This is a genomic window from Vibrio sp. 1CM8B (assembly GCF_023161685.1).
Lineage (GTDB): Bacteria > Pseudomonadota > Gammaproteobacteria > Enterobacterales > Vibrionaceae > Vibrio > Vibrio coralliirubri.
This window is the reverse complement of the sequence record NZ_JALNTU010000006.1, coordinates 41,402-57,191: the sequence shown is the minus strand read 5'-3', so window position 1 is coordinate 57,191 and position 15,790 is coordinate 41,402. Positions and strand designations below refer to the sequence as shown.

15 protein-coding genes are annotated in these 15,790 nt (G+C 43.5%); 12 read left to right on the top strand and 3 right to left on the bottom strand.

The features are described from left to right. Positions 1–269: 269 nt before the first annotated feature. The 3 genes from vpsR (at position 270) to MSG36_RS13835 (ending at position 2,950) form a co-directional block, all read left to right on the top strand. Positions 270–1,604 (top strand): cyclic-di-GMP-binding transcriptional regulator VpsR, encoded by a 1,335-nt coding sequence (gene vpsR / locus MSG36_RS13845; protein ID WP_050053118.1) that lies wholly within the window; start codon positions 270–272, stop codon positions 1,602–1,604. Between the two features lie 568 nt (positions 1,605–2,172). Continuing rightward, positions 2,173–2,424, top strand: coding sequence for a hypothetical protein (locus MSG36_RS13840; RefSeq protein WP_004735015.1), 252 nt, complete (start codon positions 2,173–2,175; stop codon positions 2,422–2,424). 214 nt (positions 2,425–2,638) lie between these two features. After that, on the top strand, positions 2,639–2,950 hold the full coding sequence (locus tag MSG36_RS13835) for a DUF6482 family protein (protein ID WP_004735016.1): 312 nt from the start codon (positions 2,639–2,641) through the stop codon (positions 2,948–2,950). An 88-nt stretch (positions 2,951–3,038) separates the two neighbouring features. Here the strand turns inward: MSG36_RS13835 and mutH are convergent, their stop codons facing one another. Continuing rightward, the gene (gene mutH / locus MSG36_RS13830; protein ID WP_248368407.1) at positions 3,039–3,704 is read right to left on the bottom strand and encodes a DNA mismatch repair endonuclease MutH; all 666 of its coding nucleotides are present in this window, start codon (positions 3,702–3,704) and stop codon (positions 3,039–3,041) included. 616 nt (positions 3,705–4,320) lie between these two features. Between mutH and rppH the strand changes: the two genes are divergently transcribed. The 7 genes from rppH to MSG36_RS13795 all read left to right on the top strand — a co-directional run bounded on the left by rppH (position 4,321) and on the right by MSG36_RS13795 (position 11,862). Further along, a complete protein-coding gene (gene rppH / locus MSG36_RS13825) occupies positions 4,321–4,839 on the top strand; it encodes an RNA pyrophosphohydrolase (protein ID WP_017059335.1) in 519 nt (172 codons plus the stop codon). 2 nt (positions 4,840–4,841) lie between these two features. Continuing rightward, entirely contained in the window at positions 4,842–7,091 is a 2,250-nt protein-coding gene (ptsP, locus tag MSG36_RS13820) for a phosphoenolpyruvate--protein phosphotransferase (RefSeq protein ID WP_048606787.1), read from the top strand. An 8-nt stretch (positions 7,092–7,099) separates the two neighbouring features. Then, positions 7,100–7,891, top strand: coding sequence for a sulfite exporter TauE/SafE family protein (locus MSG36_RS13815; protein WP_048606789.1), 792 nt, complete (start codon positions 7,100–7,102; stop codon positions 7,889–7,891). 57 nt (positions 7,892–7,948) lie between these two features. Then, on the top strand, positions 7,949–8,770 hold the full coding sequence (gene lgt, locus MSG36_RS13810; RefSeq protein WP_017059338.1) for a prolipoprotein diacylglyceryl transferase: 822 nt from the start codon (positions 7,949–7,951) through the stop codon (positions 8,768–8,770). 9 nt (positions 8,771–8,779) lie between these two features. Beyond that, positions 8,780–9,631 carry a thymidylate synthase gene (locus MSG36_RS13805; protein ID WP_248368406.1) on the top strand — a complete coding sequence of 284 codons (852 nt, stop codon included), beginning with the start codon at positions 8,780–8,782 and terminating at the stop codon, positions 9,629–9,631. 123 nt (positions 9,632–9,754) lie between these two features. Further along, positions 9,755–11,167: a winged helix-turn-helix domain-containing protein gene (locus tag MSG36_RS13800; protein WP_248368405.1), complete on the top strand. Its 1,413-nt coding sequence runs from the start codon at positions 9,755–9,757 to the stop codon at positions 11,165–11,167. A gap of 218 nt (positions 11,168–11,385) precedes the next feature. Next, the gene (locus MSG36_RS13795) at positions 11,386–11,862 is read left to right on the top strand and encodes a hypothetical protein (protein ID WP_248368516.1); all 477 of its coding nucleotides are present in this window, start codon (positions 11,386–11,388) and stop codon (positions 11,860–11,862) included. A 486-nt stretch (positions 11,863–12,348) separates the two neighbouring features. On the opposite strand, the gene MSG36_RS13790 is transcribed toward MSG36_RS13795, so the two are convergent. Further along, positions 12,349–13,494 (bottom strand): Na/Pi symporter, encoded by a 1,146-nt coding sequence (locus tag MSG36_RS13790; RefSeq protein WP_050635078.1) that lies wholly within the window; start codon positions 13,492–13,494, stop codon positions 12,349–12,351. Between the two features lie 389 nt (positions 13,495–13,883). On the opposite strand from MSG36_RS13790, the gene nhaR reads away from it, so the two are divergent. Together nhaR and MSG36_RS13780 are read left to right on the top strand one after the other, a co-directional pair. Continuing rightward, positions 13,884–14,774 carry a transcriptional activator NhaR gene (gene nhaR, locus MSG36_RS13785; RefSeq protein WP_048615016.1) on the top strand — a complete coding sequence of 297 codons (891 nt, stop codon included), beginning with the start codon at positions 13,884–13,886 and terminating at the stop codon, positions 14,772–14,774. Between the two features lie 100 nt (positions 14,775–14,874). Then, entirely contained in the window at positions 14,875–15,168 is a 294-nt protein-coding gene (locus tag MSG36_RS13780) for a metalloregulator ArsR/SmtB family transcription factor (RefSeq protein WP_004735028.1), read from the top strand. Positions 15,169–15,509: 341 nt separating this feature from the next. Here the strand turns inward: MSG36_RS13780 and rpsT are convergent, their stop codons facing one another. After that, positions 15,510–15,770 (bottom strand): 30S ribosomal protein S20, encoded by a 261-nt coding sequence (gene rpsT / locus MSG36_RS13775; RefSeq protein WP_004739529.1) that lies wholly within the window; start codon positions 15,768–15,770, stop codon positions 15,510–15,512. Positions 15,771–15,790 lie beyond the last annotated feature (20 nt).

Genomic DNA, 15,790 nt, shown 5'->3' with positions numbered 1-15,790 from the left:
CTCGCTTTTAGGGCGTAACAGCCTATGTAATAAAAAAGCCACCTTCGGGTGGCTTTTTCTGTTTTTGGGCTTCAAAACCTAGTCTGTACCGCACTCTTGATTCGAAAAATCGTTATTTCTGACATAGTCTTACTATTGAGACATAAAATCTAAGATAGTCTCACTACTATACGTCTCTGCGATGAATACGATCTCGCGGCATTTTGTCGAATGATGAAGCAGTGACTCGTATTAGTCTGATTTAAATAAAAATAGAATAAGGAAGAAGGATGGGAACTCAATTTAAGATGGATTCCTTACCAGGTTCTCTTATCGTCGTTGGTGGTGCGTACGAACCCTGGTTATCAGTGTTAGAACAAGTGGGTTGGCAGTGTACCCAGTGTGCAGATTTACGAAAAGCCGATGCCTTGATTGCTGATATTGGCCCATGTATTGGCATTGTCGATCTTAGTCATGATGAGTTCAGTCTCAATGGTATTGCTAACCTTGTGAGCAATAACAAGCAGGTGAGATGGCTCGCCTTTATCCGTGAATCTCAATTAAGCTCTGATACGATCTGCCAGTTTATCGTCAACTTCTGTATCGACTTTTTCACGGCACCAATCCCAGATGCTCAATTGCTGAGTACCATTGGTCACCAACTGGGTATGCTTAAGCTTGAGCAGAAGGTATGGCCAAACTACGGCATCAATAACAACATGGGGCTTCTAGGCGATTCTGTGGCCGTGAAGCGCTTGAGAGACCAAGTAAAGCGTATTGGGCCGACGGATGTCAGTATCTTGATTTATGGCGAGAGTGGGGCTGGTAAAGAGACGATTGCACGCTCGATTCATCAAAATTCGTCGCGAGCACAGAAACCATTTTTAACGGTTAACTGTCGTGCCTTGTCTGAGATGAGAATAGAAGCCGAGGTGTTTGGCATATCAGCACAGCCAGCGACTGCGCCTTGTATGTTGGAAGAAGCCGATGGCGGAACCATCTTGCTCAATGATGTTTTGGCGATGCCACGCAATCAACAACTGAATCTGCTGCGCTTTCTGCAAGAAGGTAAGATTGAAACCGCGAATGGACCGAAATCCGTTGATGTGCGTATTCTGGCCGCGAACTCCTCTGATATCGAGAAGGCGTTGATCGAGGGCGATTTCAATGAAGAGCTTTATCATTATATCAATGTTCTGCGTATTCATGTTCCGAGCTTAAAAGAACGTGTGAGCGATATTTCAGTACTGGCGAATCATTTTCTACGTGAGTACTCGAAAGAGTTTAATGCTCAAGCGAAGAGCTTCTCAGACGATGCTATCCGTTCGATGAATCGATACCATTGGCCTGGAAATGTGCGTGAGCTGATGAATCAGATTAAGCGTGTTGTGTTGATGTCTGATGCTGTGATCATTGAGGATCACCAACTGGATTTACCAAAACAGAATGATGAACGCCGAAGCTTGAAGAGTATTCGAGAGCGCTCAGAGCGCGATGCGTTGTTAATTGTTTTGGAATCTTACGGTGGTCAGGTTTCGTTGGCAGCTAAGGAGCTCGGTGTATCACGAGCGACGATGTACCGCTTGCTGAATAAACACAGCCTAATCTCTGAAGGGGTTGTTTAGACTCTTTTCTACATGACTTTATTCAGTCACCGTAAATTAAAGGCCACGTATCTACGTGGTTTTTTTGTTTCTGAAGGGTAGTCCGTTGTTTTCTAGCTCATCCCTAAGAGAGATATGCTGCGATTTTATATAATCATAGTGAATATGTTATATGTAGATGAATATGCAACTGATATTTCAGGCGAATGCATTGTTTTAAAAATGTTAACCAATTATCGGTTGAATAATATACTCACTTGGTTAGACTTTAACCGTGAAAGCAACGTTTTAACAAAGACTTGTCTGCTTTTACTACCCCATTTCTTTTTGGATTTTTTAGTTAGCTTGGAGGCGCAAATGAAACATTTCGATTTTATACAGCATGTTTGCGCGTCGTTTGATCCGTGTACTGACATGGTGACTGAAATGTCACATACATCAGCCATGGCCGATCGAAACACCCAAGATAAACCTAACTAATAGATCCGTACCCTTATTTGGCTGCGGAAAAATAGCAGCTAAGTGAGAAGCCCTCATACTATCTAACACGCTATTTTTCCTCAGTTGATTCAACAACTGGAGAGTTATTATGCGTCACTCAGTATATTTAAAATTAGCAACAGTCCTTATCCGTGCCGATCTTCGTCGTGAAGAGCGTGAATGGCAACGAAAAGTTCGTCGTAGTTCATATGATCTGCCATGGAACAATACTCACTTATTAAGAGATATTGGTCTTGAAGCTGACGGTCGACCGATTGGTTTTTCTGAACCAGAAGTCGTCACTATTGAACGTCGAGTACGTCACCTTCGTCGTGTCTTAAGTGCACGAATACCGACGTAATCTGCGGGGTTGATAGCACCTTTCAACCCCTAAGATAATTCACAGTGATAGTTATGGCGTCGAAAGGGCAAACTTTTGAACTAGAACTGGCCAAAAAAGAGAAGCGCTTGCTTCTCTTTTTTGCTTTTTTAAGCCGAGATCTGTGCTTTTTTAAGTCGTTATCTAGTAAAGGAAAAGAGTTCTACTAAGCTTTATAGAGCAAGGGAGGTCGGCTATGCAAAAGCATCAATTAGACATGTGGTTACATGGAGAGCACAAAGACTCATATCAAACACCGAAAGTGTACGTTATTGGCTGTTCTGATATCTCAGAATATCTACTCGCGGTGGAGTACAAACACAAGCTAGAACCGGTAAAGCAAGACGGCGAGCCGCTTCACTTCGGATCCTTGGATCAAGTGAAAGAGGAGTTACTCCGGCTCGGCTTTGAAAAGGCGTATCTTCGCTTACACAACGCCTATGATGAGTTTGGTAATGAGCCAAGCCAAAGCTACTGTGATATTGAACTGGCGCTCAAACCTCATTAAGAGGCGTTTGTAGCGAGATATTGATTCTAATTCCAGACTGTTTTGTAACGCACTGATAGTTTAGGCTATCGAGTCTAGATTAAACGATCTATGCGTAATGTGTTGTCAGTAATTTATGGGTGAATTGAGTTCGCAGATAGAAACCACGTGGTTTAGTTTTGATAGGTTTTCCACTTGCACCGTAAGCTTCAGTTAACACGCGACTGTTGGCTGCTTTTGGACGTAAATGCAGTGCTTCACCGTGTCTTGCTGTTATCTGTTCAACATTGCCTAAAACGATCAACTCCATCAGTTCTTCCCAATCTCTTTTCAAGAGTTCGTCTTCAGCTTGGCTAGGTGTCCATAATAATGGGGATCCTACATGCCTCTCCGCTAGCGGGATCTCTCTTTCTCCCTCGACAGGGATCCACAACACCTTAGACAGCTTGTTTCGAACGTGGCTGGTTTCCCAAGTTATGCCTTGCACGCCCATCAAAGGCGCAACGCACACAAAGGTGGTTTCGAGTGGCTTGCCAGAATAGCCAATCGGAATGCTTTTTAGTTCTATCCCGAGCTTGGCAAAATCTTGTTCTGGCTTACTGCCTGCAGGCGCACCCAAGTGCCATTCCAATAGCTGCCCAACCCAGCCTTTATCACGCTTAAGGTCGTTTGGCATCATCATCTCGGCTTCGTCGGCGAGCTCTTTAAAGGTCATTCCGGCGATGGCATACGCGCGCTCTAACAGCTCTTGTTGTGTTTGTGGTTCTGGTTTCATAATAAAAGGCATGATCAAAAAAACGATTTTATCAGAAGTTATCACCAAATGCCGACTGGTTAAGAAATGATCTCCTTGCGATAGAAGGGATCAAACTCAGGGTTATCCACAGGACATAAAGGTAATTAATTGAAATATTAATTTAGTGGATAAATAAACAGGGGTTTATGGTGGATAAAATGCTTGCCAAATGGGGTTCAAAATGAATCTTTCACTTAGTAGTGTGGATAAACATCGGAGTGGTTGATCTTTAACCATGTCAGGTTTCTGAAAGATCTTTTACATTTCTAATGTTTTTTTAAACCAAAATATTATTTTAATTATATGATTTATATAAAAATAAATTAGGTTTTATTGATTTGTCGTTTTTGGTGTTGATGAATCTATGGATTAAAAAAAACGATTGCGGGTAATTCTTCACATAGTTATTCACAGAAAAGGTGAATAAATGTGGTCTATGTCTCACTATTGTGTGGGTAACTAGAATTTGAGCAAAACTTATCCATATTCCTAGTTATTATTCATAAATATAGCGCTTATCACGTCACTAAGTTTGCTCCGATTGGGGATATGTGGAAAAATCAGAGTAATTAAAAATTTAGATAGAGGTTGGCCAGTGATAGATGGCGATGGTTACCGATTAAATGTTGGTATTGTAATCTGTAACAACCATGGTCAGGTCTTCTGGGCTAAACGATACGGGCAACATTCATGGCAATTCCCTCAAGGGGGAATAGATGAAGGTGAGACTCCGGAACAGGCAATGTACCGCGAGTTGTATGAAGAGGTTGGCCTTACTAAAAAGGATGTAAAGATCGTCGCGACAAGTCGTCATTGGTTACGCTACAAGCTACCCAAACGACTGGTTCGGTGGGATTCTAAACCTGTCTGTATTGGACAAAAACAGAAGTGGTTCCTTTTGCGCTTAGATTGCGATGAATCGCATATCAATATGCAGCGTGGAAGTACACCTGAGTTTGATGGTTGGCGTTGGGTGAGTTACTGGTACCCAGTTCGACAAGTTGTTTCTTTCAAGCGAGATGTTTACCGTCGAGCGATGAAAGAGTTCGCATCTTTAGCAATGCCGTTTAAAGAGCGAAAAATAAAAGGAAAGCGCAAATTGCGTAGAGGTTAAGCATGCTCAGTCAACTAAGGGAAATAGTTGAACACGTATCAAGAGTTGAAGATGTGTCGACGGCTCTTGATATTTTGGTTAAAGAGACATGCAGTGCGATGCAGACGGAATGTTGCACCGTGTATTTGGCAAATAATGATATGCAGCGCCTTGAGTTGATGGCAACTCAAGGCCTGATCTTCAAAGGCAATAGCATTCACATTGGTTTTGACGAAGGTCTGGTTGGTCTTGTTAAAAGAAGTGCTGAACCTATCAACCTTGCACAAGCCTCTGCTCACCCTGCTTATAAGTTTTTTCCAGAGCTTGGAGAAAACGTCTATCACTCTTTTCTCGGTACTCCGATTATCCACCGCAAGCAAGTGCTCGGTGTATTGGTCATTCAACAGAAGACCCCGCGTTTATTTAGTGAGATGGAAGAATCCTTCCTTGTCACGCTCTCTGCACAACTTGCCGTTATTGTGGCGCACGCCCAAACTCAAGGCCATTGGCTGTTAGAGCAACAGAAGCTACCTGCGACTAAAGGTATTGCCGCTTCATCGGGCGTGGCGATTGGTGACTTATGGTGGGATAACACTCAGCCTGAACTCACCGATGTTTATCCTGCTTCGACGCTCAATGTAGAGAGAGAGCATGAGTTGTTGGCGGTAGCGGTTGAAAACGCCCTCAATGACTTTAAGCGCATGCGAAAGCGCTTAGATAGCGAAATCAATAAAGACGCGCTGGCGATCTTTGACCTGTTTACTCACTTACTCAACGATCCAATGTTGCGTAAGGATCTAAAAAGCCAAATTCAGAAAGGCGATAAAGCCGATTGGGCATTAAGACAGGTTGTTGAAAGCTATTCGAATCGCTTTGCTCGTATGTCCGATGTGTATCTTCGTGAGAGAGCACAAGACATCCGAGAGCTCGGACAAAGGCTGCTCTATTTCCTCCACAACTCTGAACATGAACTTCGCACGTTAGATAAGCCGATTATTCTAGTGGTTCGTGAGTTAACCGCTTCGGTATTAGCGTCTATTCCAAAAGAAAAGCTCTTGGCGGTTATTTCTTTGGAAGGGGCGGCGAACTCGCACGCAGCGATTTTATCTCGAGCGCTTGGCATACCTTCAGTCATGGGGGTAAACCTTAACTTAGCTCAAGCTAATGGTAAGCGAGCGATTGTTGATGGGTATAGCGGTGAGATCTTTATCGAGCCGACTAAAAGCCTGCTCAAAGAGTATCGAGGGCTGATTCTAGAAGAGAGTGAGCTCTCCTCTATGGTCAATCGTGAACTGTACCTTCCGGCAAAAACCCAAGACGACAAGCAAGTCGAGATCCTGCTTAATGCGGGCTTGAGTGCAGACACTAACATCGCTATCAACCAAGGCGTTGATGGCGTAGGGCTGTATCGAACTGAAATCTCTTTCTTGTTGCAGCAAAGATTCCCGTCAGAGGACGAACAATTCAAGCAGTATCGCTCTGTGCTGGCAAGCTACCCAGAGAAACAAGTGGTGATGCGTACACTCGATATCGGTGGTGATAAGGCCTTACCGTATTTTCCTATCGAAGAGGACAATCCATTCCTTGGTTGGCGTGGTATTCGTTTTACGCTCGATCATCCAGACATCTTTATTATTCAGTTACGTGCCATGCTACGTGCGAGTTGTGAAAGCCATAACTTGAGTATTTTGCTGCCGATGATCTCAGGTGCTCAGGAATTGGATGACGCGCTACAGCTGATTGAACAAGCGTATGATGAAGTGCATGATCTTGATAACCGAGTGCGTATGCCTCGCGTTGGTATCATGATTGAAGTGCCATCCATGCTGTACATACTGCCGCTGATTGCGCATAAGGTCGACTTCGTTTCAGTCGGTACCAACGACTTAACCCAATATTTATTAGCGGTTGATCGGAACAATTCACGAGTATCCGATGTCTATGAATCAATGCACCCTGCAGTGATCATGGCATTAAAACAAATTCATGATACTTGTAAGCAATATCAATTACCTGTGTGTATTTGTGGCGAGTTAGCCGGTGACCCGATGGGCGCGCTGCTATTGATTGGGTTGGGGTATGAGACGTTAAGTATGAATACCTCGAATGTCGCAAGAACCAAATATTTGATTCGTCAATCGAACTTGGCTGAATTACAGGATTTGGCAAATAAGGCACTTTCAAAACCGTATGGTAGTGACATCTATAGTATGATGCTGAACTATTTCGAAGAGCGTGAATTTACAGGCTTCATTCGAGCAGGTAAAAAATAGGATTTAACGTGTCATATGAACTGATAGGCTTGTTAGCAGGCCTTGGTGCTATTGTTGGTGTTTTAGCTGGCTTGCTAGGCATTGGTGGTGGTTTGCTGGTGGTTCCTGCCTTACTGTTTTTGCTTCCTAAAGCGGGTATCCCCCAAGAGTTTGCGATGCAAATGGCATTGGCTACCTCGTTATCAACCATCATCGTTACGTCAGGATCGTCTGCGATTAACCATCTAAAGTTGGGTAACGTAGAGATATTTGTCGTTAAATGGTTGATGCCAGGTGTAGTGATAGGTGGCTTCCTCGGTTCTTTCGTGGCCGATGTAATTCCAGCTCAATACCTACCAAAAGTCTTTGGTGTGATTGTGTTGGTATTGGCGTTGCAAATGCTGTTGTCGATTCGCTCTAAGAGCCAAAAATCGATGCCAGGTTCAGCTAAAACCGTGTTGTGTGGTGGCGGGATTGGTTTGGTATCAAGCTTAGCGGGCATTGGCGGTGGGTCTTTATCAGTACCTTTCCTTAACCATCACGGTGTGGAAATGCGTAAAGCCGTCGGTTCATCTTCGGTATGCGGTTGTGTTATCGCGATTTCGGGAATGCTAGGTTTCATTTGGCATGGATCTTCTGTCGATGATCTTCCTGCATATAGCTTAGGTTATGTTTATCTGCCGGCTTTGATCGCGATATCTTGTACCTCAGTTTTGACCACTCGAGTAGGTGCGAAACTGGCCACTCAATTGCCAACCCCAGTGCTGAAGAAATTCTTTGCGGTATTTTTAATGTTTATAGCAGCCACAATGCTGCTGTAGTGTCTTTTCTGTTAGCCATTGAGCTAACCGTTAATCAATTTAGATAGAGAGCCAAGTATGTCTCAGGGTTTTATCGAATTCCCAAATATCGATCCTGTTCTTATTGAACTAGGACCAATCTCAGTTCGTTGGTACGGCCTAATGTACCTTGTCGGTTTTATGTTTGCTCTTTGGTTAGCAAATCGCCGAGCTGACCAACCAGGTAGCGGTTGGACTCGAGAGCAAGTATCAGACTTACTGTTTGCTGGCTTTCTAGGTGTGGTGCTGGGTGGTCGTATTGGCTACGTACTTTTCTACAACTTTGATCTTTTCCTAGCAGACCCACTGTATCTATTTAAGGTATGGACTGGCGGTATGTCTTTCCACGGTGGCTTGCTTGGTGTTATTACTGCCATGTTTTGGTATGCCAAAAAGAACGGTCGAACCTTCTTTGGTGTGGCAGACATGATTGCACCATTGGTGCCATTTGGTTTAGGTATGGGACGCTTAGGTAACTTCATGAACAGCGAGCTTTGGGGCCGTGTGACTGATGTGCCATGGGCGATTGTGTTCCCTAACGGTGGTCCACTTCCTCGTCACCCATCTCAACTTTACGAGATGGCGCTTGAAGGTATTGTACTGTTCTTCATCTTGAACTGGTTTATCAAAAAGCCGCGTCCTCTTGGTTCTGTATCAGGGTTATTCCTAGCAGGATATGGTACATTCCGCTTCTTAGTAGAATACGTACGTGAACCTGATGCTCACCTAGGTTTGTTCGGTGGATTTATCTCTATGGGACAAATTTTGTCACTGCCAATGGTTATCATCGGTGTGCTGATGATGGTGTGGGCATACAAACGTGGTCACTACAAAGACGAATTACCACAACAAACGAAGTAAGGAATTGGTGTGAAACAGTATTTAGATCTCTGTCAGCGTATCGTTGATGACGGTACTTGGATTGAAAATGAACGCACGGGCAAGCGCTGCCTAACCGTGATCAATGCTGACCTTGAATATGATGTTGGTAATAACCAATTCCCACTGGTAACAACGCGTAAAAGCTTTTGGAAAGCCGCAGTTGCTGAACTGCTTGGCTATATCCGTGGTTACGATAATGCTGAAGATTTTCGTAAGCTAGGGACTAAAACTTGGGATGCGAACTCGAACCTGAACGAAGCATGGCTAAATAATCCTTACCGCAAGGGTGAAGATGACATGGGCCGTGTTTATGGCGTTCAAGGACGTGCATGGGCAAAACCTGATGGCGGTCATATCGACCAACTGAAGAAGATTGTTGATGCTCTAACGAACGGCATTGATGACCGTGGCGAGATCTTAAACTTCTATAACCCAGGCGAGTTCCACATGGGGTGCTTACGTCCGTGTATGTACAGCCATCACTTTTCTCTACTTGGTGACACTCTGTACCTAAACAGTACTCAACGCTCTTGTGATGTGCCCCTAGGCCTGAACTTCAACATGGTTCAAGTGTATGTCTTCCTAGCGATCATGGCGCAAATCACGGGCAAGAAAGCTGGCGTGGCTTACCATAAGCTTGTGAATGCTCATATCTACGAAGATCAACTTGCACCCATGCGTGATATCCAGTTAAAGCGTGAGCCGTTAGCTGGCCCAACATTCCATATCAATCCTGAGATTAAGTCTCTAGAAGATTTGGAAACGTGGGTAACGATGGATGACTTCTGGGTTGAAGGTTACGAATGCCACGAAGCGATTAAGTACCCATTCTCGGTTTAATCTCACTCGCTTTGTTTGATTGAAAGGCTGCCTCTGTGCAGCCTTTTTATTTGTTATGCTTGGCTTGCTTACTATTTGTAAAACCAATAATCTTGAGTGGTCTTTTCTAACTACAGAACTACTATGACTCGCTCGCATTGCTTTGTATTGCAACACGACTTTCCTATTACTTTCTACCCTGATAAAAATCAGTTAGTGGTGGATAGTGAAGCGATTCATTTAGAGCCATTGCAGGCAAAGTTGCTCAGCTATTTCATCGAAAATCGCGGGCAAGTGGTTAGCACTCAACAGATAGCCGCGGATGTGTGGCAAAGAACTCAAGTGTCTGACAACTTGGTCAGACAGGTCATCAGCTTGCTGCGCAGTCAGCTTCAGGATAAGTCACGCCCGTATCGGATTATTCAGACTATTCCTAAGCAAGGTTACCTGTTCGATGTTGAGGTGTTTCAGCCGAGCGTAGAACCAACTCCCGTTGAGGACGTCTCTCTGCCTGAATCTGAATCTGAATCTGAATCTGAACCTTTTGTTGCTAAATCCAAAAAGAAAATCATCGCCCTGATTACAACCGCAGTATTCTCAGTTGGCTTAATAGCAACTTGGGCGTGGCAACCCGATCTCCCAACCAATGACACAGCTGTTATTTCTGCTAATCAAAGTGATGTGATTCCTGTTTATATCCATGACATAACACTCGATTCTGCGAACGATTATGAGATGTCAGAAAGCGTTTATAACTATCTTTTCTACGGGCTGAACTCGGCAAAAAACTTATCGGGTTACCACTTTTCTCAGCTATCGAAGCAGGGTAAGCAATCACTTGCCAATAATGGTGTTGAGCTCAAAGGTTGGCTCAAGCAAAAGGGTGGAGAGTATGTACTGAGCGTGCTTGTACAAAATAACCGCCAACCCAATCAAAGTCAGAAAGTGGAAAAGCGCTTTAGCCAAGATAATTTCTTCGATGCCATTGGGGATGTGATTCTCGAGATCAAAGCCATTATTGCTCCAATCAGCTCAGAATACGGTGTGGCAAGTCATCGAGTGACCTCTATTGATAACTACGATGATTGGAGTGTTATCTCTGAGGGGATATCGTTGTTCTACCAAGGAAAAGGTGGTCAGCCATTTGAGGAAATAGCACTTCAGTTGGATACGATTCAACAACAAGGGCGAGATAATTATCTGGTCAATGCGTTACTGTCGTATTCGGAATCTTTGGCTTATTTGCAAAATCATGAGCAAGAAGATCGCGAACACGCACTGCAACTGGCAAGGCAAGCCTTCGAGATGAACCCACGTTGTGACATCGCTAATCTTACCTTGGGTCTTGCATTGTTAATCAACCAACACGCCAATCAAGCTTTCCCTTACCTTTTTTATGCGGCCGAAAGTACACCGAGCCCAATCAGTTTTTATCTGCTCAGTGTGACTGACAAGCTGTCGGACAACCCAAAAGGTTCGCAATACAACTATCAACGCTATACCGAAGTGCAAAAGGAGCATGACGGTCAACTGTTTGATCTTATTGAATCTTTATAAAAAACAAACCTTTCCTAAACCACGAAATTCGTTTTTAAGCGAAAGTGTTTCGTGAGAGCTGATGGCAACGGCACTTGCCGCAAGGTGCCCTTGTGCCAACAGGCTTCTCAACATGTTTGATTATTGTTTGGACTCAGGCTCGATTGCCTTGCATCAAGCGTAAAAACACCGACTTCCACATACTGATCACCAAATCATTCATTATTTGGGGTACACACATGTTGAAGAAGTTTGCTTTTCAGATCATTCCAATTCAGATCTTCTTATTCGTCTTTTGGTTCAAAAATGGCTTTATCGATAAAGTGATGGGCGTGCTACTTGGCTTCGTTACACCCGATACTGCTTATGCGGGAGACACTTGGACTGGCTGGAAAGGCTACATTGTTGGCACTTGGGATAAGAGCCAAATCGGTCATGCTCTGCTGAGCCCAACGTTCGATTTTATGTTCCCGATTCTGATTGCATTGCAATGCGTGCCATTTTTATTGGTTATTCGCTCGGTACTTGCCGGTGAGTTCATGGTGGGCAAAGAGCGTCCGTGGTTACTCTATGCTGCCTTTGCTTCTCTGTTTGTGACGACTTGTATGGCTTTCACTCAAACCATCACAGGCGCAAGCGACGGGCAGTATCTATGGCAACTTATCGGCTTTGGCATGGTTGCCATTATGTATCTGCGTAATGAGCAAGGTAAGTAGGGTAGCTAGATGCGAGTACACGAGATGCGGGATATGAAGAGCGTGTTTAGATTTGAGTCAGTGAGATACTGAGTATCAAACGCAGATAATTAGAGGCAGTTACTTTTCGTTACTCGTTTACCCGAATCTCGTATCTGCTTTTAACGCGTCATTCCCTAGACTGACGAAGGAAGGAGTAGGGAATCTCGGGATGTTATGTGTTAGGCAGATTCCCTATCACGCTCGTACCTCGCAGTAGGGAATGACGGATGTTTAGATACGAGTAAACGAGATGCGGGATACGAAGAGCGTGTTTAGATTTGAGTCAGTGAGATACTGAATATCAAACGCAGATAATGAGAGGCAGTCGCTTTTCGTTACTCGCTACCCGAATCCCGTATCTGCTTTTGCTCTTTGTTACTCGTTCACTCGTATCTGTTCCTTAAAAGAAAAAGCCCGCAACCTAGGAGGTTGCGGGCTTTGCTATAAGCGATGTTTATTTTGCTATTAAGCGGTAAGAGCTAACACGCTACCAGGCAGTACAAGGAATACCGCAACAAGGTAACCAGCCACTACAGCTTTGTTCTTCACAGCCATGTCTGAAATCAAGTCAGCGGCTTTAACAGGTAGTTCACGTAGGAACGGAATACCGAAGATGAATACCGTTGCCATGATGTTGAACACCAAGTGTACTAGAGCAATTTGTAGTGCGAATACTGCGAACTCACCAGACACTGCTGTAGCTGCAAGTAGAGCCGTAATACATGTACCGATGTTTGCACCCAGAGTGAATGGGTAAACGTCACGTACTTTAAGAACACCTGAACCTACTAGTGGAACCATCAAGCTTGTTGTCGTAGAAGAAGACTGAACAAGGATAGTCACGATAGAGCCAGAAGCGATACCGTGGATTGGACCACGACCGATTGCGTTCTTTAGAATCTCACGAGCACGACCAACCATTAGGCTCTTCATCAGCTTACCCATTACAGTGATAGCTACGAAGATAGTTGCGATACCAAGAACGATAAGCATGATGCCGCCAACAGTGTCGCCAAATGTTGATAGAGGCTCTTTAATCGCACTTACTACTGGTTTAGTGATTGGCTTGATGAAGTTAAGACCACCCATGCTCATATCACCTGTTGCTAACATCGGAGATACCAACCAGTGAGAAATCTTCTCTAGAATACCAAACGCCATCTCTAGTGGTAGGAAGATAGCAACGGCTAATAGGTTAAAGAAGTCGTGGATTGTCGCACTTGCGAATGCACGTTTGAACTCTTCTTTACAACGAACGTGACCAAGGCTAACTAGCGTATTGGTTACCGTAGTACCAATGTTAGCACCCATGATCATAGGAATTGCTAGCTCAACAGGTAAACCACCTGCCACAAGGCCAACGATAATTGAAGTAACTGTACTTGATGATTGAATAAGCGCTGTTGCTACTAAACCAATCATTAAGCCTGCAACTGGGTGTGAAGCAAATTCGAAAAGAACCTTTGCTTGCTCGCCTGTTGCCCATTTGAAGCCTGTACCAACCATTGAAACTGAAAGTAATAGTAGGTAAAGCATGAATGCCAAGTTAGCCCAGCGTAGCCAACGAGTAGTGCTCGAGATAGGCGCTGCTGCAGTAGTAGCTTGGTTCATAATGTTTTCTCCATTGGACCGTTTAAGTCTGTGTTTGGTCTGTTTGTTTAATCTGAGCGTGATGTTAGAGGGGAAATATTTCAGTAATATTACATTTTGGTTTAGGTGCGACTTTTTTGTGATGATTTACTCTTTAAATATTCCCATAGCTAATGTGGTTATTTTAAGTTGTTGTTTTAATTTAATTTTTAACAGTAATTCTATAGGTGATATAGATCTTAAAAGTTAGATAAAAATTGAAAATAATCGCTGAAATATTACATTATGAAATCAGACACTTCGAGAAAATAAGTGGTAAATCTATGTTTGTTTAGGTTTTTCCGAGTTTGTTGAGTGGCGGTGTCATATTTGATATAAAAGGGTATCTACTCTTTTATTACGGCACATCTATGTCGCATCTCAACTACAACCATCTGTATTACTTCTGGATGGTTTGCAAGCAAGGCTCTGTTACTAAAGCTGCAGAAGCCCTATTTCTAACACCACAAACGGTAACGGGGCAGATAAAAGCCTTGGAAGAGCGCATGGATGGCAAGTTGACCAAGCGTAATGGCCGAAGTGTGGAGCCTACAGAGCTTGGGCAACTGGTCTTTAAATATGCCGATCGTATGTTTGGCTTGAGTTACGAGATGCTGGATATCGTGAATTACAGCCAGCACTCTAATATTCTGTTTGATGTTGGCGTCGCGGATGCGCTCTCTAAAAGGCTCGTCAGTAAGATATTGATGTCGACCATCCCTCCAGATAACAGCATTCATTTACGCTGTTTTGAATCGACCCATGAAATGCTACTTGAGCAACTATCTCAACATAAGCTCGATATGATTTTGTCTGACTGTCCGGTGGACTCTAGTCAAAGCCCGGGCCTGTTCAGTAAAAAGTTGGGTGAGAGTGGAATGAGCTTTTTTAGTTCAGGTCAGGTTGAAGGTGTTAATTTCCCTGCTGTATTGGAGCAAAGAAAGCTTTTGATCCCTGGTAGCCGAACCTCAATGGGGCGTAAAGTGCTGCAATGGTTTGATAGACAAGGACTTAAGCCAGATATTTTAGGTGAGTTTGATGATGCCGCATTGATGAAGGCTTTTGCTCGTTACCATCATGACGCGATATTCTTAGCACCGACGCTTTATATGTCTGAAGTGGAAGAAGACACATCACTGCAACTATTAGGTGGTATTGAAGAATTAAAAGAGGAGTACTACGTCATATTTGCTGAGAGGATGATCCAACATCCAGCAGTAAAAAACGTATGTGACGCAGATTTTAGCAAATTGTTCGAATGAGTTAGTTTGTTAATGAATTGATATCGATTATCATAGTTCCACCATATGCCGGAAATACTGATAGCCCGTAGTTGGCGTAAAGGTTGTAGGGAGCCAAACTATGAACTTAAAAGAGATGGAGAAGAACTCAGCACAAGCTGTGATTCTACTTAAAGCCATGGCTAACGAGCGTCGCTTACAGATTTTGTGCCTATTACATGGTACTGAACTGTCGGTTGGGGAGTTGTGTGGCAAGTTGGAACTGAGTCAGTCTGCTTTATCTCAACATCTTGCTTGGTTGAGAAGAGATGGTTTGGTCGAAACTCGCAAAGAAGCTCAAACTGTGTATTACACATTGAGTAGTGAAGAAGTAAAAGCGATGATTAACCTACTGCATGGTATTTACTGCAAGTAGCTTATTGCTGGTGGGAGGGAGATTTCTTATCAGCGATAGAATGACACAAGGAAGTGTTAGTATTTCACATTGAACGTTAGTGTTTACCTATCTACCTATCTACCTATCTACCTATCTACCTATCTACCTATCTACCTATCTACCTATCTACCTATCTATCTACGTACCAATTTGCTTCTCTATTTATTTTTCTGATTGTTTGTTTTATCTATCTGCTTAAATTGTTTATCGGTCAGAAAAACGGCTGTTAGCACGTAAAATAAAAGCGTTACTCAAAATTTAGATATAAAAAAACCGGCCTAGGCCGGTTTTTTTCGTTTTGCGTTGTAATCAAATTTCTATTAAAGAGCTTTGATTGCAGCAGCGAAACGAGACTTATGACGTGCAGCTTTATTCTTATGAATAAGGCCTTTAGTCGCCATACGGTCAAGAAGTGGTGTAACTTCTACAAGAGCAGCAGTTGCAGCTTCTTTATCACCAGCTGCGATAGCTGCGATAGTCTTTTTCATGTAAGTGCGCATCATAGAACGACGGCTAGCATTGTGCTGGCGACGTTTCTCAGCTTGGATAGCGCGCTTCTTAGCAGATTTACTGTTTGCCAAGGGTCTAACTCCCAAAAACT